Annotated in this window: 17 protein-coding genes; 11 read left to right on the top strand and 6 right to left on the bottom strand. The window is 41.5% G+C overall.

The window, feature by feature from the left end; translation table 11 throughout:
• Window positions 1-15 precede the first annotated feature (15 nt).
• Window positions 16-957, bottom strand: a complete 942-nt coding sequence (locus JEY82_RS05905; RefSeq protein ID WP_304083719.1) for a hypothetical protein — start codon at window positions 955-957, stop codon at window positions 16-18.
• 324 nt (window positions 958-1,281) lie between these two features.
• On the opposite strand from JEY82_RS05905, the gene JEY82_RS05900 reads away from it, so the two are divergent.
• From JEY82_RS05900 to JEY82_RS05860, 9 genes are all read left to right on the top strand, one after another.
• Window positions 1,282-2,361 (top strand): DUF1611 domain-containing protein, encoded by a 1,080-nt coding sequence (locus JEY82_RS05900; RefSeq protein WP_304083717.1) that lies wholly within the window; start codon window positions 1,282-1,284, stop codon window positions 2,359-2,361.
• Window positions 2,361-3,419 carry an alanine/ornithine racemase family PLP-dependent enzyme gene (locus tag JEY82_RS05895; RefSeq protein WP_304083716.1) on the top strand — a complete coding sequence of 353 codons (1,059 nt, stop codon included), beginning with the start codon at window positions 2,361-2,363 and terminating at the stop codon, window positions 3,417-3,419. Before JEY82_RS05900 ends, JEY82_RS05895 begins: the two co-directional genes overlap by 1 nt.
• A 126-nt stretch (window positions 3,420-3,545) precedes the next feature.
• Complete coding sequence (locus tag JEY82_RS05890) at window positions 3,546-4,199, top strand: FadR/GntR family transcriptional regulator (RefSeq protein ID WP_304083714.1); 654 nt, start codon at window positions 3,546-3,548, stop codon at window positions 4,197-4,199.
• 18 nt (window positions 4,200-4,217) lie between these two features.
• On the top strand, window positions 4,218-5,423 hold the full coding sequence (locus tag JEY82_RS05885) for an MFS transporter (RefSeq protein ID WP_304083712.1): 1,206 nt from the start codon (window positions 4,218-4,220) through the stop codon (window positions 5,421-5,423).
• 245 nt (window positions 5,424-5,668) lie between these two features.
• Window positions 5,669-7,213 carry a phospholipase D family protein gene (locus JEY82_RS05880; RefSeq protein ID WP_304083710.1) on the top strand — a complete coding sequence of 515 codons (1,545 nt, stop codon included), beginning with the start codon at window positions 5,669-5,671 and terminating at the stop codon, window positions 7,211-7,213.
• A 113-nt stretch (window positions 7,214-7,326) separates the two neighbouring features.
• On the top strand, window positions 7,327-8,145 hold the full coding sequence (locus tag JEY82_RS05875) for an AraC family transcriptional regulator (RefSeq protein WP_304083707.1): 819 nt from the start codon (window positions 7,327-7,329) through the stop codon (window positions 8,143-8,145).
• Between the two features lie 94 nt (window positions 8,146-8,239).
• A complete protein-coding gene (locus tag JEY82_RS05870; RefSeq protein WP_304083705.1) occupies window positions 8,240-9,178 on the top strand; it encodes a DMT family transporter in 939 nt (312 codons plus the stop codon).
• Window positions 9,179-9,380: 202 nt separating this feature from the next.
• Entirely contained in the window at window positions 9,381-10,367 is a 987-nt protein-coding gene (locus JEY82_RS05865; RefSeq protein WP_304083702.1) for a BMP family protein, read from the top strand.
• Window positions 10,368-10,541: 174 nt separating this feature from the next.
• Window positions 10,542-12,776, top strand: a complete 2,235-nt coding sequence (locus JEY82_RS05860) for an ATP-binding protein (RefSeq protein ID WP_304083699.1) — start codon at window positions 10,542-10,544, stop codon at window positions 12,774-12,776.
• A gap of 113 nt (window positions 12,777-12,889) precedes the next feature.
• On the opposite strand, the gene JEY82_RS05855 is transcribed toward JEY82_RS05860, so the two are convergent.
• Complete coding sequence (locus tag JEY82_RS05855) at window positions 12,890-13,225, bottom strand: NirD/YgiW/YdeI family stress tolerance protein (RefSeq protein WP_304083696.1); 336 nt, start codon at window positions 13,223-13,225, stop codon at window positions 12,890-12,892.
• A gap of 613 nt (window positions 13,226-13,838) precedes the next feature.
• On the opposite strand from JEY82_RS05855, the gene JEY82_RS05850 reads away from it, so the two are divergent.
• Complete coding sequence (locus JEY82_RS05850; protein WP_304083693.1) at window positions 13,839-14,483, top strand: RluA family pseudouridine synthase; 645 nt, start codon at window positions 13,839-13,841, stop codon at window positions 14,481-14,483.
• A gap of 64 nt (window positions 14,484-14,547) precedes the next feature.
• Here JEY82_RS05850 and JEY82_RS05845 read toward each other — a convergent pair whose 3' ends face one another.
• Genes JEY82_RS05845 through JEY82_RS05835 form a run of 3 tightly spaced genes read right to left on the bottom strand, consistent with a single transcriptional unit; the run spans window position 14,548 to window position 19,640 of the window.
• A complete protein-coding gene (locus JEY82_RS05845; RefSeq protein WP_304083691.1) occupies window positions 14,548-16,875 on the bottom strand; it encodes an FAD-dependent oxidoreductase in 2,328 nt (775 codons plus the stop codon).
• A gap of 33 nt (window positions 16,876-16,908) precedes the next feature.
• A complete protein-coding gene (locus tag JEY82_RS05840; protein ID WP_092162784.1) occupies window positions 16,909-18,543 on the bottom strand; it encodes a glutamate synthase-related protein in 1,635 nt (544 codons plus the stop codon).
• Window positions 18,507-19,640, bottom strand: coding sequence for a glutamate synthase (locus JEY82_RS05835; protein WP_304083687.1), 1,134 nt, complete (start codon window positions 19,638-19,640; stop codon window positions 18,507-18,509). The genes JEY82_RS05840 and JEY82_RS05835 overlap by 37 nt, the downstream gene beginning before the upstream one ends.
• An 895-nt stretch (window positions 19,641-20,535) precedes the next feature.
• On the opposite strand from JEY82_RS05835, the gene JEY82_RS05830 reads away from it, so the two are divergent.
• On the top strand, window positions 20,536-20,835 hold the full coding sequence (locus tag JEY82_RS05830; RefSeq protein ID WP_304083684.1) for a hypothetical protein: 300 nt from the start codon (window positions 20,536-20,538) through the stop codon (window positions 20,833-20,835).
• 5 nt (window positions 20,836-20,840) lie between these two features.
• Here JEY82_RS05830 and JEY82_RS05825 read toward each other — a convergent pair whose 3' ends face one another.
• Window positions 20,841-21,380, bottom strand: coding sequence for a class I SAM-dependent methyltransferase (locus JEY82_RS05825; protein ID WP_304083681.1), 540 nt, complete (start codon window positions 21,378-21,380; stop codon window positions 20,841-20,843).
• Between the last annotated feature and the right edge of the window lies 1 nt (window position 21,381).

Genomic DNA, 21,381 nt, shown 5'->3' with positions numbered 1-21,381 from the left:
GCTTTCTAAGGACCGTTAGGAAATGTAAAAATTATAAAACTCAGGATATCTGTCTTTAATTTTGTGCAGCGCGACAATTTCCGCTTTTACATATAATTCAGGTGCTCCCAATGCTGCATTGCCGCGACGGTCATGGTCTATATCCTGATTTACATCATAATTTGCAAATGAATATCCAGCCAGCACCATATCCCGAAACCATTGAACGCCAGTATCCAGACAGACAGGCTGATCTCTGTTCTCGCCTATAAAAGCCCCGGAAGAAATAAGTGCCCCTATAGGAGCGGCCTTCCCGAAAGGCATTGTCTCTTTCCTTGCTTTGTCGATATTTATCAATGCACACCACTCGTTAAGCCTGCATTCCGGCAACGGCCATGCATTCTCGTGAAACTGATCCGACAACCCTAAACAATAAGCTCTACGCTTTTTAGGATCAAAATTTTTGTTATATATTTTCATCAAATATGAATATGACGGTTTAAATGACATATATCTTGAAGAATCGCACAAACCATTTTGAAATGCCGGACACCACCAACATTGACCGACTTCTCCAGCGCCTACATTATCACCAATTACCGAAAGAAGATTGCCTGCAACATCAGCCTTAACATCAATATCATTATGAATAGTTAATATATATTCTGATTTAGAATTTTCCCAGCCATGCTGATATCGCATTGAAAGAAGGTAATCCCTATCGGTCGAAAGTTTTTCGATATCAGTCGGTTCAATGCCGTTCCAGTACTTTGGTTTAAAATAAATTATCTTATCATTCAAAAATTGAATAATTTTAGTATGATCATTCTTTTCAAATTCAGATGTACACGGTTCTTCCTGAAAATAAATTTTGTTAACATGCTGACCTGATTGCTCGAGAAGAGACAGCAAAGACAACGCTGTTTGATGAGGTTTACCGAAGACATTAATTATTACATCTACAGTTTTTTTTTGCATTTGAAGTCCTCATTACTATTTATATATTCACCCCACATATGACATCCTAAGTTTATTGCCAAGTCCAACTCTTTACAAACATCACCTTTATTTTTTTCCATTTATTTAAAAATCATAATCAACAAACCATTAGATCTATAACATACATTACAGAGACTTGTTCATTGTCTCCATATGACTTCCACCCATCACTCAATTCCTAAAAGAAATATTTTTAGCAAATTCAGCATATATGGTTAAAAAATATGCTAGGTGATGCTGTTGAACCTTGTTCACCGCTTTTGCGAGGAGACAAGAATTACAAACATCTACCAAGGGCATATTATGACAGGAAAAGTATCCGCTATTGTTTACTGTGAAGGTTTTTTTGGAGAAATGGATGGAAAAACGGCTAACGGCTTAGCAAGACATTCCGACAAATATGAAATTGTGGGAATTATCGATAGTACCAAAGCGGGCTTAGATGCCGGAGAAGTGCTGGACGGAAAAGCAAACGGCATTAAAATTTTCAAAAACACTTTTGATGCCCTTGAAGGAACAGAAGATTCAGTAAAATATTTCATTTATGGGATGGCTCCTCTCTCCGGTTCCTTTTCCTCAGAGGACAGCAGTGTTCTTTTTTATGCGATGGAACAAAAACTTAACATCATTAACGGACTGCATGAATTCTTAACAGACAATAAAGCTTTCATTCAAAAAGCTACCGAATGCAATGTTCAGTTACATGACATTAGAAAGCAACAAAACAGTAACCAGCGAAACGTTTTCAAAGGCGATATTTTTAAGGTCAAATGCCCTAGAATCGCGATACTTGGAACAGACAGCGCTGTCGGCAAAAGAACGACCTCAGTAATCATAACTAAAGCACTGAAAGCTCTGGGACTAAACACAGTCATGATCGCAACAGGTCAAACCGGCATAATTCAGGGAGCCGAATTCGGTGTACCGCTTGACGCACTGACAGAACAATTCATCTCCGGTGAAATGGAAAAAGCTATATTCGACGCATGGGAAACCAAACATCCCGACATCATGATTCTCGAAGGACAAGGATCTTTAAGCCACCCTGCCTATTTGAGTTCATGCTTTATTATCCGAGGCGGACAACCTGACGCGATTATAGTTCAGCATCCACCGAAAAGAGAAAAACTGGGCGACTATCCTGATATAAACATGCCTGATTTAAAAGAAGAAATTGAACTTATTGAAGTCTTCTCTAAGGCTCCCGTTATAGGCATCACCATTAATCACGAAAACATGTCTGATTCAGAGCTCAGCCAGACAATTAAAGATTACGAAAATAAATTTGAAATCCCAACGACAGATGTACTCAAATTTGACTGCGCTCCATTAATTAAAAAAATACTCGAAGTTTTCCCTCAGCTTAATGATAAGACCGCGTAATGAATACGCCCTATCTTGAAATTGACTTAGCAAAAATATTTAGCAACACGCAAAAATTAGTTGAAATGTTCGGGGCCAGAAACATCAAGATTACCGGCATTACCAAAGTTGCGCTCGGAGAACCAAAGATTGCAAATTGTTTGGTTTCAGCCGGCATAGTTTCAATTGGAGAATCAAGAATTGCCAATATCAAGCGCATGCGGCAGGCAGGCGTTAAAGCCGCATTCACTTTAATCAGAACTCCGTCAATGACAGAAATTGATGATGTCGTGAAATATGCGAATGCAAGCTTAAATACAGAATTATCCATAATCGCGGAACTTTCTGATTCTGCTATTAAACAGAACAAAATTCACGATGTCGTTCTGATGGTTGAAATGGGAGATCTGCGAGAAGGCATTCTTAAGAAAGATCTGGATGAAACAATTGAAAAAACAATTCAATTGAAAGGTGTAAACCTTATTGGTTTAGGCACAAATCTAGCCTGTTTCAGCGGAGTTAAGCCATCTAAAACGAATATGGATCAATTATCACTTTTGGCTGAAACATATGAAAAAAAATATCATATAAAGTTTCAGATTATTTCAGGTGGTAATTCTGCAAATTTCGAATGGTTATTTGCAAATGACAACCCAGGCCGGATAAATAATGTCAGGCTGGGTGAGTCTATTTTCATAGGAAGAGAAACTCTTTCGAGAAACCATATTGAAGGATTGCATCTTAACGCAATAACCTTGGTTGCCGGAGTAATAGAATCCAAAACCAAACCATCTCTCCCAGAGGGTGAAGTGGGACAAGATGCTTTCGGCAACACGACGGCCTTTGTAGATAAAGGCGACATGCTCAGAACTATTCTTGCTATTGGCAAACAGGACGTTCATGTGCCGGGACTAACCCCATTAAGTGATGTTGATATAATCGGCTCCAGCAGTGATCATCTGATATTAGATGCGACACGATCCCCATTGCGCGTTGGTGATCAAGTAAGATTCAACCTTGATTATGCCGCATTGCTATCGTGTATGACCTCACCTTTTGTCACTAATTCTTTTGTCTAATCAATCGCCCTTTTCAGAAAGGCCCTTACATCTTATGTAAAGGGCTTTCTGTTAAAGCTTGACTTTTATTCACAAAAAACTAACTTGTCCGATGAGTGGATGATCCTATAAGAGAAGGTTACAATCATGGACAAAAAAAAGCTCATTAAATTGTCGCTGCCTAAACAAATTTCGAGTGAAATCGAAATGTCGATTAAAAATGGTTCCCTGAATGTTGGTGATAAATTGCCGTCTGAACCGGAACTTGTAAAAATTTTTGGTGTAAGCAGAAATACAGTTCGTGAGGCAATTCAATCTTTAATACAGGCTGGAGTCCTCGAATCTCGTCAGGGAGATGGCACCTACGTCATGTCTTCTGGAAGATTTGAAGCTAATATGGTCAATCGTTTGTATGAATCCATGGATGAGGTGAATGAAGTTCGTTTGTCCTTGGAAAAAGAAATTGTCAAATTTGCAGCTGTAAGAAGAACCGAAAAAGACTTGGAACTGATTAGTATCGCATTGGAAAACAGAAATTTAACAAAAGACTCTGTGAGTGAGAATTGTAAATGGGATATGGAATTTCATTTAGCGATTGCCAAAGCCTCACACAATTCTATTTTTTACGACATCTACAATTCTTTTTCTACGTTTATATACAAGTCGGTGGAAGAAAGAATGAATGGAAAAGAAACCATAGAGGGAATGCTGAATCAATTACATATAGATTTATATGAAGCGATATATCAAAAAGATGCGGAAAGAGCAGAAAGCATTATTGTTACAATTCTAAAGAATTAGAAGAGAAGGCATGGAATTTTGAGTATTAAAATAAAGAAGAGTTCCCAGTTATTATTAGTTATCATAATTATTCTTGTATCATTTAACTTGCGCGCCCCGCTTACCTCTGTCGGACCAATCATTCATTTTATACAAAATGAATTTCTATTAAACAACAGTATGGCTGGATTACTGACAACATTGCCATTGATAGTCTTTGGTGTAATTTCTCTATTTGTTTCTAAAATAAGCGCAAAATTCGGATCTATGCGCACGCTTATTTCAGGTCTTGTTTTAATTCTTATAGGAGAAGCAATTCGCTCCTACACCGGTTTGTACGGCTTATTTATAGGTACGGGCATTTTAGGCATTGGGATTGCCGTGGGCAATGTGCTTATACCAAGTTTTATAAAACAAAAATTTTCCGCTCATATCGGACCTGTAACAAGCCTTTACGCTACATCCATGTGCCTTTCTGCGGCGCTTGGAGCCGGACTCAGTGCCCCGCTCATTTTACAATTTAATTTTGACTGGAAAGATACACTCTTTATATGGAGTATTTTGGCGGTAATAACGATTGCAACCATGTTTTTTTATTTAATAAAAAACAAATCGGCTAAACTACCTCCCAAAACCACTACCCCCGAACTTTTTGGAATAAATGAAAAATCGATATGGAAATCCCCGTTAGCTTGGTGGGTAACGCTGTTTATGGGCGCGCAATCTCTCGTGTTCTATTCTCTTGCGGCATGGCTGCCCTCCATGATTACATCCAAAGGGATGGGAGTTGAATTTGCAGGATTAATGTGTCTTATTTATCAGCTGATGGCCATTCCTGCCACTTTGATTATTCCGGTTCTGGCCGGTAGACGGGATGATCAGAGAAAGCTTACGACAATTAAAATTGGAATCTACCTTTCCGGTATCCTTCTACTTTTTTTTACCAAATCAAAAATGATCATTTTACTCTCTGTAATCTTAATGGGCATAGGCATGGGAGGAAGTATCAGTTTAGCGATTGCATTTATTTCCTTACGTACCCCCAATGCTAAAAAGACAACCCAACTTTCCGGGATGTCACAATCCTTTGGCTATTTTTTTGCGGCACTCGGACCGTTTTTACTGGGCTTTATGTATGACATCACAGAGTCATGGAATTTGCCCATCCTAGCTCTCGTCACCGTTCTGATATTGTTAGCATTTTTCGGACTCAAAGCGGGATCAAATAACGTGACACATGCTTAAGTAGCAAATAGCGACCGCAATTTTCAGAAAGCCCCTTACATTATATGTAGGGGGCTTTCTGTTTTTTTTTAAATTTATCAGACTATTTTCAAAAGGCTGTTTACTCTTTCTACCAGACAATTTATCCTGACAATATTAAGGACTCGAAAAACCACTTACAGACAAAAAACGCCAGCGGAGCAACGAGCCACCTATTTATGATTATTCCATATAACATAAAATTTTTTATTATCCTCTCTCTGAGGATGACGAAGCTAATTCCGCTTTTGCTGTTAAGTGTCCTATTCTTCGTAAGCGCATGTGCGACCCGATACCTGCCTGAACAACCACCTCAAAAAATTATAAACAATGCCTCCCCTCCAGCCGAGAGAGGAAAGATAGCCGACCTTGCAACTCGCTTACAGGTTATACACGGTCAGGGTAAACCTGCATCTTTAGCTTTGGATCGTAATGATGAAGCTTTGAGGTGGCGTTTACTCTTAACTGATTTGGCGACTGAATCGATAGATCTTCAAACATTTATTTTACACAATGATGCTTCCGCCAACCTTCTTCTGGACAGATTAATAGCTGCTGCAGACCGGGGAGTACGAGTGCGGATATTAATTGACGACTTCCTCATATCTAATGACAAAAACATTCCCATACTTGATTTTCATCCCAACATTGAAGTCCACGTATTCAACCCGTGGAGAGGAAGAGAAACAACCATAGGGAAAGGGTTTGAATTTATCACAAGAATGGATCGTCTAAATCAAAGAATGCACAATAAACTCATGGTAATAGATAATCATGCCTCCATTATAGGCGGACGAAATATCAGTGATGAATATTTCGGTATAAATTCCAAGTTCAATTTCCGCGATATGGAAATCCTTACTATCGGCCCTATTGTCAGAGAAATATCCCATCAATTTGATATATACTGGAATGATGCGCTGGCCTATCCCGGTGATGCTTTTGCACACGGACAAATTACTTCGAAGATGCTGGATGAGCTTAGAAAAGACCTTAACAAACAAATTTCAAAATCGCAGACCTTACTGGTTCAATTTTCAGCGCCGCAACAAGGCTGGGACAGCTACTTAGAATATTTTCAAAACAAATCTACATCCGGTAAGACATGGGTAGTCTACGATGATCCTCCGGTAAGCGTTGCCGACAAAACACAGGTAAGACATACACACAGGATGAACGGACTTGAGATAGTTCCGCAAAAAGAACTGCTAATCATCTCAGCCTATTTCATTCCAGACGATCAAACCCTCGAAGATTTTAAAGAAATGGTAAAAAAAGGTGTATCGATTAAAATTTTAACAAACTCTCTAGGCTCAAATGATCAAATTATCACCAACAGCGCCTACAAATTCAAAAGAATACCTATTCTAAAAACCGGTGCAGAACTTTACGAATTACGTTCTGATGCCAAAGATCGCATTATGTCTGAAGACCCCAGAGTAAAAGCCAAATGGCTGGGGCTGCATTCCAAGCTGATTATTATTGACCGCAAAATTTCATATGTAGGGTCACTGAACTGGGACCCACGATCTATCGCAATCAATACGGAAATCGGGCTTATTATCGACGACCCCGTTTTAGGTGAGCAGTTAGCACAAATTGCGCTGAGAGATATGCGGCCGGAAAATGCGTGGCGTGTTTTAATTGATAGCAAAGGAAAATTATACTGGAAAAACAGCGACAGGAAAGTTTATCTTCAACCGGCCAGAAATTTGTGGCGCAGAATAATGGACGCATTTTACACACTTCTTCCTATTAAAGATCAACTCTGACGCGCACGCGCCTAAACTCATAAGCAGCAATTTTTTACAAGACGTGACACCAACCCATCCGTTAACTTGCCTAGTAATAAGGATTATGCGAAAATTTTGCAGCGAGATAAATTATGAGCAAGGGCAAAATTCAATACCTGCGCCCCGTTGAGGTCGAAGGGTTAGAGATTCAGGAAGTCATAAACTCGAATCACTCTTTCCCGAATCACACGCACGGCTTCCACTCTGTCGGAGTAATGGAAGCCGGGGGTTGCTATTGCCGTCAGTCCGGAGCAGAAAGTTCGTTTGTCAGAGGAGGAGAAATAGCCCTATTTAATCCCGGTCTTGTTCATTCCGGAGTCCTGCCAAGCCGGAACTCACTAATCACTTATCGGGTTTTCAGCTTTGCCAATCCCCTTATTGAACAAGCTTCAAGGGATCTTGCTGAAAAAGAAGGACTGCCTGAATTCAGATCAGTAGTAATTGAAGACAAGCTTGCCACCTGTTCCCTCACACAATTGAAACACACTGTTGTAGCCCAATCAGGCAGACTGGCTCTCGACACGGCTCTTTCCAGAGCAGCGGCAGCACTGCTTACCCGTCATTGCGAAATAACCTCCAAAGTTCCTAAAACCAAAGAGCCTGTAGCGGTGCAAAAGACTCGGGACTACTTAACAGAGAACCTCTCCGGCAAAGTCTCCCTTAAAGAGCTCTCGCAAATAGCAGGACTTTCCCGTTATCATTTACTCAGAGTTTTTCGCGAAGCCACCGGATTGCCTCCTCATAACTTTCACATTCAACAACGGATCGAACACGCCAAAAAACTACTTCGCACCGGGACTCCGTTTGCACAAGTTGCTCTTGAAAGCGGCTTCTCAGATCAAAGCCATTTCACAAACGTATTCCACAGATATACGGGAGCAACGCCAAGTCAATATACTTACGGTCAATAACCTTCCATCTCAGCACTTCCTCACTGAATAGCAATTTTTTCCAAGACTCAAAAAGCCCATCCCGATAAAGACACTCCTAATAGGAGAACCAGCAATGACCACTGATCATCAGAAAGACGATTCTTTGAACCCGCAAAATATATTTCCTGTACTGGCTGTGCTTGGCGCAGTATTTCTTTGGGGTAGCTCATTCGCGGCAATGAAACACTTGGTTACAACCATAAACCCGTGGGCCATCATGTGGCTCAGAACCGGTATTGCCACACTTGCCCTCATATCTTTTACGTCCAGACTTTCCGAACCTGTAAAAAAAGGAAAAGACCGCAAAGCTCTTGCCCTTTTAGCTTTTTTGATGCCCTGCCTCTATTTTTCATTCGAATCTCATGCCCTGACCTACACATCAGCAACACAGGCAGGACTGATTTCAGCATCACTACCTCTGATGGTTGCGGTAGGAGCAGGATTCTTTTTCAAGGAAAAGACTACGATTATAGGCTGGCTGGGACTGGCAATATCCATAACAGGAGTTGGAGTACTTTCACTCACAGGCTCTCCATCGATTAATGCAACCAACCCAATCCTTGGCAACATGCTGGAAATCGCAGCAATGATCAGCGCGACGGGATACATGCTGTTAGTAAAACGATTATCTGCGAACTACGGCCCGTGGACACTTACGGCTGTTCAAAACGCGTCAGGATGTTTATTTTTTATACCCGGTCTATACTTACTCATTCGCGACGGACTTGGGCCTGAACCGCTCACCATTCTGATAATTGCAGGCTATCTCGGGGCATTTGTAACTCTTGGCGCATTCGGTCTTTACAATGTCGGAATGAGCAAACTTCCTGCCGGAAAAGCATCTGCATTCATCAATCTTGTTCCCGCGATTGCGGCTTTCTTCGGTTGGCTTCTTTTGGATGAAACTCTAACTTCCCTGCAAATGCTCGCATCACTGATAATCTTTGCCGGAGTATGGCTTGCCCAGTGCGGTGATAAATTCCGCAGAAAAAAAAGACTCTGCCGTGTCTAGATATTAAAAATGTATAAACATTAAATTCAAACTTCTTTAAAAACCCCTTGCGTAAAACAATGTAAGGGTTTTCTTGCTTTCAAGAAACAATAAACACTTAATCCTCTGTCTTTCTGATTGTTTTTTTATTATGCTTTTGTATAAATAAATTATTTTAACATTTCACCAGCCGAACACATATTTCAATACGGGAGTGACTCTCATGAAAAAAATATTATCGACTATTATTATACTTCTGCTTCTGGCTGCAACAGCATGGGCAAAACCTCCCGTTGTGGGATTTGTTACCGGTACCTCAGGATTAGGGGACATGTCCTTTAACGACATGGCTTACGGCGGAATTCGCAAAGCACAGCAAGAATTCAATTTTAAGCTGATAATTCTCGAATCTCGTAAAACAGGCGAAACAACACTTAAAGATCTTACCACTCTTGCCGATCAAGCTGATGTGATCATTCTTCTGGGGGCACAACATCAAGAACTTACAAAACAAGCGGCCCGAATTTACCCCGACAAAAAATTTATAATGATAGAAGTTCCAATTAAGAATGTTGCTAATATTTCATCAGCCGTATTTAAGCAGTACGAAGGATCATTCCTGGCCGGAGCTCTTGCCGGATATGTGACAAAGACACACACTATCGGCTTTATAGGAGGGGCGGAGGTTCCTGCTGTACAACAGTTTGAAAAAGGTTTCCTCGACGGAGCAGAATATGCAGCTCCCGGAACAAAAGTTCTTGTTGAATATCTCAGCCCCGCCGGAGATTTTTCAGGATTTAACAACCCTAAAAAAGGATACAAGCTGGCTATGAATCAATACGGAAATAATACAGATATCATTTTTACCGTTGCCGGACTTACAGGGAACGGAATAATAGAAGCAGCCAGACGCTCGGGGAAATACGCAATAGGAGTTGATTCAGATCAGGATTCTTTAGCCAAAGGAAATGTTCTGACCAGCATGATCAAACGTATGGATATAGCTGCCTATGAAGAACTCAAAGACATAATGAAAGGTAAATTTTCATCCGGTCCCACTTACTATGGACTGGAAGGGGATGGAGTAAGTTTAAGCGAGATGAAATATACCCGCGATAAAATATCGGACGAAATCTTGAAAAAAATTGATATAATCAGAAAGAAGATTATCAAAAAAGAAATCATTATCAAGAAAGATCAGTATGAATAAAAGCATAATTCACTTACTTTCAAAAAAATATCACCCAAAAAACACAATACTGAAATAAAAACGGAACACTTTTTTCAACATAATTAAAAAATGAAAGACAATTTAAGGCTGAAAATATCAATAGGCACTGGTCTTATTTTGGCGATTTTTTTCTTTTTTCTCGGTTATTACATCGTGGATTCCCAGAAAAAATCATTAGAAAACCGCCTCTACGAACATGGCAGCAGCATAGCGGCTCTGACAGCTCGTTCATGTGCAGAATACCTGCCACGTTTCAGCTTCTTTTTAATAGAAGATCTAGCCCTTTCTGTCGAACAATCACCCCAAGTAGCCTTTTGCGAAATTTTTGACCGCGAAGGTGCATCTTTTCTACAATCGGGAAATATTATTTCCAAAAATCACACAATTAAAAACAAGCCGCAATATGGCGACAATATAATGATTGTATCTCGCTCTATTCTCAATGGTGAAGAACTTTTGGGGCGAGTTGAAATTGGATTGAAACTTGATAAGGTCAAACGTCAGATTAATGAAAAAACCCTCAGTCTGATTCTTCTTTTCAGCACATGTATGCTTTGCACAATTATCGCTTTGGATGCTTTTTTCAAACGCATTCTGATTACTCCTCTGGGAATGCTTGATAAAAATACAAGAAAGATTGCAAATCGCGAATTTGTTACGTTGGATGTGGGCAAAAGGACAGATGAGATAGGAAGATTAGCCTTAAATTTCAATTATATGAGTAGAAACCTGAAGAATCTTTACCTAAACCTTGAAGTCAAAGTTCAGGAACGGACTCACGAACTCGAAACAACCAACCAGAAACTGATTAAAGCTATTGCTGAATCGAAAGCAATGGCTTTCGAAGCTTCAAAAGGAGCCGTTGCCAAATCGCAATTTCTTGCCTCGATGAGCCACGAAATTAGAACTCCTATGAATGCGATTCTAGGAATGGCTGAAATTCTCGAAGATTCCGGACTGGACAGTGAACAAAAACGATTTATCGAAATCCTTCAAGAGTCTGGAAAATCACTGCTGCTCCTGATTAATGAGATTCTGGATTTAAGCAAAATTGAAGCAGGGCAAGCCCACTTTGAACATAAAGATATCGATCTCGACCAACTGCTAGGAAAAGCGTTTAAGGTCACAGCACTTGCAGGCCACAGCAAAGGATTGGAGCTTGCGTACAATATCAACAGAAATATTCCTCAAAAAGTTATCGGCGACCCTTCAAGACTGCAACAGATTTTTGTAAACCTCATCGGCAACGCCATCAAGTTCACCGAAAGAGGTTTTGTTGTTATTGAAGTGTCCCTGAGCGAAAACAAATCTATTAAATCTAAAAATAAGGTAGGGATACATTTTGCTGTGAAGGATAGCGGGATAGGAATTGAAGAAAACAAACTCGAAAGTATTTTTGACCGATTTACACAAGCAGACTCTTCAACAACACGCCAATACGGAGGAACAGGTCTGGGTCTTTCAATTTGCAAATCCCTTTGTGAAGCAATGGGTGGAAAAATTTGGATTGAAAGTGAAAAAGGGTTCGGCTCCACAGTACATATGGATATTCCTTTTATAAAAAGTACCGTCATTTTTTCCAACGACTCAATCCTTAAAGATAAGTCTATCCTGCTGATTAACGATCAAGATTATTCACGCGAAGCTTTTGCAATAAGACTCGGTTCAACTGTTAAACAAATTGATAAAGCACGTTCTTTTGAAACCGGTAAAACATTGATAAGTGATCAAAAACAAAAAGGGCTGATTTATGACTTTATTCTTATCAAAGATAATATTCACGGCTGGAATTGGGATAAAACAGTCTCATCGCTAAAAGAACAGGGAGTACAGGAAGAAAGAATTATCCTTATTGCCACTGTGGACCATGATCATATAGACAAATCCTTTAATGGAAATGTCATGCTTAAACCACTCACGCTCTTCGATCTGGAAAAAGTGGCAAAAGAAATCCTAGTCAAAACTTCTCATAATCTTTCTGAAAAAAACAACATGCGGACAATCGAAATTCAAACTTCGCCTCTCAATGTTCTGCTGGTAGAAGATAATAATGCCAACTGCATGTTGATTGAACTTTTTTTCAAAAACCTTCCCCATAAACTGACCATTGCTAAAAACGGACAGGAAGGCTTTGACAAAGGAACCAGCTCACATTTTGATTTAATTTTAATGGACATTGAAATGCCTATTATTGACGGCTATGAATGCACTCGAAAAATAAGAGAATGGGAAAAAGAACAAGACAAAACACCATGTAGAATTATAGCTCTTACGGCTCACGCTTTAACTGAAGTACGAGAAAAAATACTCGCGGCAGGATGCGATTCTTTCCTCACTAAACCTATTTCTAAAGAAAAAATAATTAACACACTGAACGAACAAAACTAGAAAGGCCGCGTCATCTGACGCGGCCTTTAAAACTGATGACAATTCAGCTTAGGCGACCACCTGTTTGAGGCGACCTTTCTAGGTTCGGAAGAAACTTCCGGTGAGGTCCGTACTTAGTTTAGAACGGATATTTTCTGAGCTTCGATCCCGGCGAAGATAAGGTCCTGCTCGACCCTGCCTTCAAGTGAGACTTCAGCGCTTTCGTTAGCAGGCAGGGAACCTGCTTTGTCAGTGCCTAAATCCACAATGATTTCGCCAGTCGCGTCTTGAAATACATACTTATTATTGTTAATCTTCTTGATGAAGTGTCCGTGCAGTACTGCTTTAGTATCTGAACCGGAAATTCTGGCTTCAGCTACAGTTGTTACATCGTTAGACTTTGGGTCCTGACATTCAGCGGTTGCTGCGGCTGCTACAATAACTAGAAGAACAAGAAATATAACACTCATTTTTTTCATCTCTGTTACCTGTTCCATATTTATGGAAGTAAAGTTAATAAAATATTTTTAGATCCTAAAATTTCCTGACTAAATCTTTTTTCCTCAACCAGAACTCTGCTTGTGCTTTTTATCACTAAATCTTTTCTGCAAAAACGTCTGTGCTGATCGATTGATCAAACAATAGGGAATTCTAATTGATTATGCAATCAAAAAAATGCACTTGCTTGTGATTTTTAGCACAAAACAACTTTAATACACTGATTTAAAAGGAAATATATTTTAACTTTTTGCTATTTACGACCTAAATCACAAATATGCTGCAAAAAATTCCGTTCTTCTATTTAAAAGAATATCAAACTGTTGTAATAAAAATGATCAGGCATACATATTCAAAAGACTAAAAAACCTTTTTTAGGAAGTATTAACCTGTTCACATTTTTTAAGGGATCTTATTCCGTCACCAGCGTTTTAAATAATGTTATGATATGCGGGAAAAATGACTTGATATTAAACATGGAAACTGCAAACAAGACTCAGCACGGAACTCACAATATACAAATCCTGCTTTATATAATGCGTTGTTTACAAAATTTAACTTGCAATAAAAGTAGATAAATTCAGAATGAGCCAAGAAAAGCTTCTAGACATAGTATATGCCGACAACAAGCTCGTGGTTGTGAATAAGCCAAGCGGCTTGTTATCTGTCCCCGGACGCGGCCCTGAAAATCAAGACTGCGTGGTTACACGTGTTCAGGCCATGTTTCCTGAATGCCGCAAATTTCCCACGGTTCACAGGCTTGATATGGACACTTCCGGACTGCTTGTACTGGGACTTACTGCTCGTGCGGTGCGGGAACTGATTGATCAGTTTCAAAAACGGCAGGTCAAAAAAAAATACATTGCTTTGCTGGATGGAATTATAAAAGAAGATGAAGGCATCATAGAGATGGCTTTCAGGCTTGATCCTTACAACCGCCCCTATCAGGTGTATGATCCCATACACGGGAAATTAGGTGTAACTCACTGGCGCAAACTGGGAATAGAGAATGGCATGACTAGAGTGGAATTCAGCCCCCGTACAGGCCGTACTCATCAGCTGAGAGTCCACTCGGCCCATCCTCTCGGGCTTAACTGTCCCATTGCAGGAGACAGGCTGTATGGAACGGGAACAGCGCCGGGACAGCTAAAACTTCATGCCGGCTACTTATGCTTTACGCACCCCAAAACAAAAGAAGTGCTGGAATTTGAAATTCCGCCATTATTTTAGATTCAATCAAAAAAAAGACCACCGAAGTGATTCGGTGGTCTTTTTATATATTTATCAGTGAGAACTAACCAAGTGGTGTGTTTTCAAGCAAATTCCAGATACCGCATGGACAAACGTTTCCGCAGAAACCGCAACCGATGCATTTATCCGGATTAACCGCCATTTCAAACTTCTTGCCGCCAAGGGCTTTGCGGGTAATCGCCCCTTGAGGACAAACCGTTTCGCAAAGGCCGCAATCTCTACATGATCCGCAAGATGAACATTCACTTGCACACTGCTGCATGTCTGAAAATTCAGTCAGACGAGGATCAAAATACTCAAGAGTCATTCTGGTATAGTCAATAACCTGCTTAGGGACAGCCTCAGGACGTTTGCCTGTGAATATTTCATCAATTGCTTCCGCAGCCTTACGACCATGCCCGATGGCATGAGTCAACAAACCGGGACGCACAGTGTCACCGATGGCATAGACTTTAGGATCAGTGGTCTGATAATAATCATTAACAACCACGTGACCACGATCAATAGCAATACCGTCCGGAAGAAACTCAACATCAGGAGTATCCCCGATGGAGAGAATCACGGTATCAGCTTCAATAAGCTCGCCGGACTTAAGCAAAACGCCTTCTTTAGTCACTTCCTGAGTGAAACAAGGCCACTTGAATTTTGCTCCTGCCTCTTCTGCTTCTTTCCTTTCTTTACCGAAAGAAGCCGGTTCCTGAATATCAATCAAAGTGATGGACTCAGCGCCAAGGCGGCCGCATTCAGTAGCAACGTCACAACCGACGTTACCGGCACCGATGATAACTACTTTTTTACCGACCTTGGCATCACCCTTAACTGCACTCTGAAGGAAAGTCAGTGCAGGAGTAATCATTTCATGACCGGGAATAGGAATCATGCGCGGTTTCTGAGCACCGATAGCAAGAACTACAGCATCATTTGCCTGTTTAAGTTCTGCAAAATCATCGCCATCCATTTTCTTATGCAAATGAACGTGAGGAATAACTTCCGCAGCTCTTTTCAGTTCAGCTTCAAGAACTTCCTTAGGAATACGGCTTGAAGGAATAGCTGAAGCAATTTTACCACCAAGAGTTTTGGCCATATCGTAAACGACAGCTTCATGCCCTTTCATACGAATCTGCCATGCAATGGAGATCCCGGCAGGGCCCCCGCCGATAACAGCTACTTTTTTACCGGAAAGCGGTGGCAGCTTAGGAGCCTTGCTCTTCACGCCCTCACGTCCCAACTTCGTAATGTCCACAGCGGGCATATTTTTAAGACCGCGAGTACATCCTTCCATACACAAATTAGGACAGAGATATCCGCAGACTGTTGCCGGAAATGGAGTATATGCAAGCGCTAAATCGATAGCTTCATCAACAAGACCGTCACGAACAAGCTGCCAGCGTTCTTGAACAGGCATCCCGGTAGGACAATTGTTCTGACAAGGAGCCGCATATTTAGCGTTTTCCCAAACAGGAACAAATCTTCTGAGGTTACCTGTGGGAACCAGCCCGATCGGGGATCTGTCAATATCAGTTAAATCTCCGATCAAACCGCCACGTCCCAATTCTTCATCCCATACTTTCGCACGGAATTCAGTCATTGAGCGACGGACTTTTCCTGTTTTCTCAAAAGGAGTTTTGGCTCTGATAAGTTGCCAATCAGATCTGTTAATCAAATCTTCATAGGCTTCCGATCTGCCGATTTTAGCAAGATTTTCTTTAATATTTTCGGTCAGCCATGCCCAGTCAGCATCGCTGATAGGTTCTAGAATGGCATCTGACTGAGAAAAACCGTCATGTGGTCCACGGACAAAAATACGTCCGCTAACCATACCTACGCATGGCCTGTACCCGAGAACGTTTTCCTGAGTCTGCCCTTCGTAACCACATACTACTGCGATTCCGCCAGCCATGAATTCAGCAAAATAGTCACCGACTGATCCGAGAACCCATAATTCGGGTGGATCAAATCTCGGGTTGGCTTTGGTCATGGTCATACCGCGAGCACCGATGCTCCCGTTAATTACGACTTTACCTTGCGCCATTGCATTACATGCGCCGTTGGAACCGTTGCCGAGAACGATAATTTCCGCTCCGGCATTAAGCCAGCCAACGTCATCAGAAACTGATCCGTGTACAGTAATGGTTGTTCCGGGGAAACCTTTTGAACCCAAACGCTGACCGGGAGACCCTACAACTTCGATTTCAATCGGTTCTTCTTTGGAAATCCACAGCCGCCCACCAATTCCATGTTGACCAAGGGCATCTATTTTAAGCTTACGGGCGCCTTCACGAACACTCTTTTGAATAAGTTCTTCAAGAATGCGTGATTCAAGACGTAAACCGTCTTCAACGCCGTTTATGCATATTGTTTCTGTAGCCATTTTTTATCTCCGGTATATCATGAGCTTCGGTTTTTAAACCACGTACTTGATGCCGAGTCTGTCGGCTGCATCACGATCACTGATTCCGAGTGCGTCCGCCATGCCGATAGGCAAAGAGGTCGAACGTCCAAGAGGAGCAATAATCTTTTTGAGTTCCGTGTCGAAGCTCAGATAAAAGTCAACAACGCGTTCTGCAACTTTTTCAGGGTCAAGACGACGATAAAGACGTGGGTCCTGCGAAGTTATTCCCTTCGGACAAATCCCAAGATTACAGACGTTGCAGCGGTCTTTCTCGGAACCGAGACAGCCTGCTGCGGCCTGCATGACGTACTTACCAACCTGAACCATACTTGCGCCGAGCATAATCAAAGCTGCTGCGTTAGCTGCAAGGTTACCGGACTTACCGATACCGCCACCTGCGATCAGTGGAAGTTCATTCTGTTTTCCGGTTTGGACAAGTGCGTTGTAACAATCGCGCAAATTACTTGCGATAGGATGTCCCATGTGATTCATGGACACATTGTATGCCGCGCCTGTTCCACCGTCTTCGCCGTCAATAGCAAGCCCTGCCGCATAAGGATTACGTGTCAGGTTGTTAAGAACTGCAAGCGAGGTGGAAGATGCTGAGATCTTCGGATATACAGGAACCCTGAATCCCCAAGCCATACTCATGGACTGAATCATCTTGGCAACAGATTCCTCAATGGAATACTGAGTCTGATGGGTAGGGGGGCTCGGCAGGCTGATTCCCTGAGGAACACCGCGAATAGCAGCAATCAGCTTGTTAACTTTATACCACATGAGCAGACCGCCATCACCGGGCTTAGCTCCCTGACCGTATTTGATTTCAATAGCGCAGGGGTCGACTTTCATTTCTGGGATAGCATGAATAATTTCATCCCATCCGAAATAGCCACTTGCAACCTGTAGAATTACATATTTCAAAAATCTGGAGCGCAGCAGACGCGGAGGACAACCGCCCTCACCTGTGCTGATGCGGACAGGCATACCAAGCTCTTCATTGAGGTATGCAACGCCCATCTGCAAACCTTCCCACATATTGGGGGAAAGTGCGCCGAAAGACATGCCGCCGATGACCAGTGGATATATTTCCCTTACCGGAGGCTTCCAACCATTTTCCGCAAAGGTCTTCATACCTTCTTCGGGAGACTGAACCCTGCCGAGCAGAGTAGTCAGGTTGAATTCATGCCTGCCTGCATCGAGTGCAGGGTCGGTAAGCATGGAAATACGCATAAATTTAATCTGATCAAGCAGGCTTTCACCAGAGTTTCTGCGTCCACCGCGAGTTCTCGGGTTTCCGCCTCTGTCACTATGAAACTTAAGGGTAGTAGACCCTTCATCACGATTCGGCCTGATTGCATTATTTGGACAGACCATGTTGCACATGGAACAACCGATACATCCATATGCAGGATCGGTTCTCTGTCTGATTCCGTAAAATACTGAATACTCGTTAGTCGCCTTTGTTTTAAGACCGATAGGAGTTTTAATATCACGTTTACGGAATACGCCTAGTTCAATAGCATTTACCGGACAGACCGAGGTGCAACGACCGCACTGTGTGCAAAGGTCTTTGTCCCACTCGATTTGCCATGGCAAATCCTTTACGCCTAAAGTTGACGGGGTAATTGGTCTGTTTGAGAGCATTGGATAATCTCCTTGCAGTCGGGTCCGACAATAGCTGTATCAAGATGCATTGGTTGAAAATCTTTGGATTTATCACGATCAGGAATAGCGGCATTCAGGCCGCAAACTTCAGAAGAGAAACCAAAGATGCCGTCTTTACCGCCGACAATTCCGGGACGGAATTTCTTGCGGTCCTGAGTCATAAACATGTGTCCGCCGGGCAGACAGCCGATGACACAGTTAGGACCGTCAATAATAAGCTTGCGGCATGTCCTTTTGAGGTCTGTCAAAAATTCTCTGTCAGGATGATGTGCTAATTCGCCATCACTTAACGGAGTAATGATATGTTTATATGCCCTGATATCAAGGCCGAGTTTTTTAGTTGCATAGTGAGCAATATGAGTGAAGACTTCAGAGTCGGACTGATATCCGCTGTACCCAGTAATATTTCTGGATTCAAGATATTCTTTAATGGGGAGAAAAGCGGTATTCTCACCATTAGTCATGGATGCAACGCCTTCTATAAAGAAAGGATGACATGCATAAAGGTTGATCGCGTAGTTGGTATTCTGTCTGCCCTGAGCAAGAATTCTGCGGGCATAGATGTCTTTATTGCGATCAAGCAAAAGGTATTGGCCGATTTCGAGTGGATCACCGACTTCTTTGATTACTATTGTGTCAGGCCAGAAAGAGAACACCATCATGTCGCCGGTTTCTTCGCCCATCTTCTTAAGATCTAGACGCATTTGAACCAGACGAACTCCCTGCTCTGCTTCAGTCATGTCTTCCCATCCTCTGGGAACACTGTAAGCAATAGCAGCATATGTTCCGCGAACAGGAGTTCCGACAGGAGGAGGAGTATGAGGAGTATAAAGGATACTGAATTTGGACTTAAATCCCTTATCCATTATGAACTGATCCAACCTGCGAAGGCCGGCCTCTGTGAAGATACCCGATAAAATCGGACAATCTTTTAATTCTTCAAACGGACCGCTGAGTCCATTCAAATATAATCCCACACCGGAGCCATCATGCCCTTCTTTCATTACATTAAGAGCATCAATAGCGCGCATGGGTGAAATTGGATCACGGCTTGTAAGTGCAAATAAACGGCACATATTGTCAGATCACTCCATGATTATAAGGTTCCACATTCTTGCAGTTACTTAAAGATATATACAATCTAGTATATTTTACCAACTCAATTCTAAATATCTTTTACACGGCTACAGAAAATGTTGCTTGAAATGTATTTTTAACTCAGCCACCCCGGCTCTAATCAGTAAACTCGAGAATTGTCATCAAGCGGAGCGGACACCTTTACATTTTGAGTCTTTCCACCCCTCAAAATTGGTGTTGAAGTTATTCGGTGCTCAAAAAAAAGAATCAAAACCAGAATAAAAAGGTCGTTTTTTGCAGATTAGAGCGATTCAGGAAGACCACAATGGCAGAAAGGAACAATTTTGGCAAACAAAAATACGAAAATGGAGTTTTTTTTGGTTAAAATTCTTATTTCACCTCTTTCACCTCCATTCTTTTTCCGCAACAGACCTTAAAGAGGCCCCTCTTCTTTACGTTTTTCGAAACGCTATAACATACTGAAACAACTTAATAAAACTAATTATACTCAATATTAAGGCCAAACCTAACCAGACTTACCATTTTTTGCAAAATACGCTCCTGCACCAAACTATCTAAGCTTGAAACACTAAAAATGCCATAATTGTCATAGTATGGTTAAACATTAAAAGCCGAGTTCATGCCTATTATATATAGGATACAGACTGATTTAATATACTCTAAATATTCCTTGCCAAGGAATAACCTTAATTCACCTGTGCAAACACGGACATTTATAACATTTTTGTCAATATATTCTCTGTAAAAAGACCTTAAAGTACAAATTTGCAATATTTAACCTTTGCAAAGTCAAACTTGCCTGCCATTCAAGAAAAAGAGTAAAGTAAAAAAGTAAGTATTTTTATCCAACCATAGACTCAGGAAGGAATTATTATGCAGCGCGATGAAATTGAAAGAATATTCGAAGCTTATTTTGAAAAATATAAAAAAACAGAAGGGGACAGAACCGCATGGTCTGCCGTCTGGCTGGAATCAACGCCCGTTGGAGTACTTGAACTGAACATGACAAAATGTCCCAGAGGGCTGATCTTCAAATTGTTTGTGGATAAAAAGAAAGAGGCGGAAGCAGCAGGGTGGGATGCATTTTTTGAAACAATGAATCTGATATCAGAAAAATACCCTTCATTATATGATGAAGAGAAAGTTTTCTCAGACATGAGTTTTGTAATTTAAAAGATCTACTTGCTGAGATAAGCTCTGTATGCAAGCAGCACAGAAGGTAGTTCCGTGACTTTAAATCCGACTTTTGCCGCAGTGGCTAATTCAGCACGGTAAAATTCATCCTTCACGTGCATTCTCGGTTCCGTGAAATAGAACCCTCCGCCGGGCTTGAGCACAGAAAATACTTCCCTGAAGGCTCCTTCCAAATCCGGAGTTTCGTGCAGGACATGACCGGAAACTACAAAATCAACCTTTCCGGTGTAACCAATTTTTAGAGGTCCGCATTTATGCGGGGAAATAATATCATCAACACCGGCTCTAGCCGCCCGCTCCATCGCGATCTCGAGCATCTTATCCTGAAGATCAACGGCAATAACTTTTCCGCCCTTGCCAACAAGCTGAGCCGCTCCAATAGAGTAATGCCCAAACCCGCAACCGAAATCTAACACGGTCATTCCGGGTTTCACCCATTTTGACAAAGCATCATCCACAGGATCAAGCATACGCCGTAAAAAATTATCAAAAGTATACGTCAACCACCATGGACAAACATGCATA

This window comes from Maridesulfovibrio ferrireducens, from assembly GCF_016342405.1.
GTDB classification, from domain to species: domain Bacteria; phylum Desulfobacterota; class Desulfovibrionia; order Desulfovibrionales; family Desulfovibrionaceae; genus Maridesulfovibrio; species Maridesulfovibrio ferrireducens_A.
Note: the sequence above shows the minus strand (reverse complement) of the source record. Positions and strands in the feature narration are given on the sequence as shown.

What these genes read in the sequence shown, in the direction of transcription:
- JEY82_RS05900 (WP_304083717.1), top strand. Translation starts at nt 1,282, where the DNA reads ATGACAGGAAAAGTATCCGCTATTGTTTACTGTGAAGGTTTTTTTGGA.
- JEY82_RS05855 (WP_304083696.1), bottom strand. Translation starts at nt 13,225, where the DNA reads ATGAGTGTTATATTTCTTGTTCTTCTAGTTATTGTAGCAGCCGCAGCA.
- JEY82_RS05905 (WP_304083719.1), bottom strand. Translation starts at nt 957, where the DNA reads ATGCAAAAAAAAACTGTAGATGTAATAATTAATGTCTTCGGTAAACCT.
- JEY82_RS05895 (WP_304083716.1), top strand. Translation starts at nt 2,361, where the DNA reads ATGAATACGCCCTATCTTGAAATTGACTTAGCAAAAATATTTAGCAAC.
- JEY82_RS05880 (WP_304083710.1), top strand. Translation starts at nt 5,669, where the DNA reads ATGACGAAGCTAATTCCGCTTTTGCTGTTAAGTGTCCTATTCTTCGTA.
- JEY82_RS05870 (WP_304083705.1), top strand. Translation starts at nt 8,240, where the DNA reads ATGACCACTGATCATCAGAAAGACGATTCTTTGAACCCGCAAAATATA.
- JEY82_RS05865 (WP_304083702.1), top strand. Translation starts at nt 9,381, where the DNA reads ATGAAAAAAATATTATCGACTATTATTATACTTCTGCTTCTGGCTGCA.
- JEY82_RS05830 (WP_304083684.1), top strand. Translation starts at nt 20,536, where the DNA reads ATGCAGCGCGATGAAATTGAAAGAATATTCGAAGCTTATTTTGAAAAA.
- JEY82_RS05825 (WP_304083681.1), bottom strand. Translation starts at nt 21,380, where the DNA reads ATGCATGTTTGTCCATGGTGGTTGACGTATACTTTTGATAATTTTTTA.
- JEY82_RS05845 (WP_304083691.1), bottom strand. Translation starts at nt 16,875, where the DNA reads ATGGCTACAGAAACAATATGCATAAACGGCGTTGAAGACGGTTTACGT.
- JEY82_RS05840 (WP_092162784.1), bottom strand. Translation starts at nt 18,543, where the DNA reads ATGCTCTCAAACAGACCAATTACCCCGTCAACTTTAGGCGTAAAGGAT.
- JEY82_RS05835 (WP_304083687.1), bottom strand. Translation starts at nt 19,640, where the DNA reads ATGTGCCGTTTATTTGCACTTACAAGCCGTGATCCAATTTCACCCATG.
- JEY82_RS05875 (WP_304083707.1), top strand. Translation starts at nt 7,327, where the DNA reads ATGAGCAAGGGCAAAATTCAATACCTGCGCCCCGTTGAGGTCGAAGGG.
- JEY82_RS05850 (WP_304083693.1), top strand. Translation starts at nt 13,839, where the DNA reads ATGAGCCAAGAAAAGCTTCTAGACATAGTATATGCCGACAACAAGCTC.
- JEY82_RS05890 (WP_304083714.1), top strand. Translation starts at nt 3,546, where the DNA reads ATGGACAAAAAAAAGCTCATTAAATTGTCGCTGCCTAAACAAATTTCG.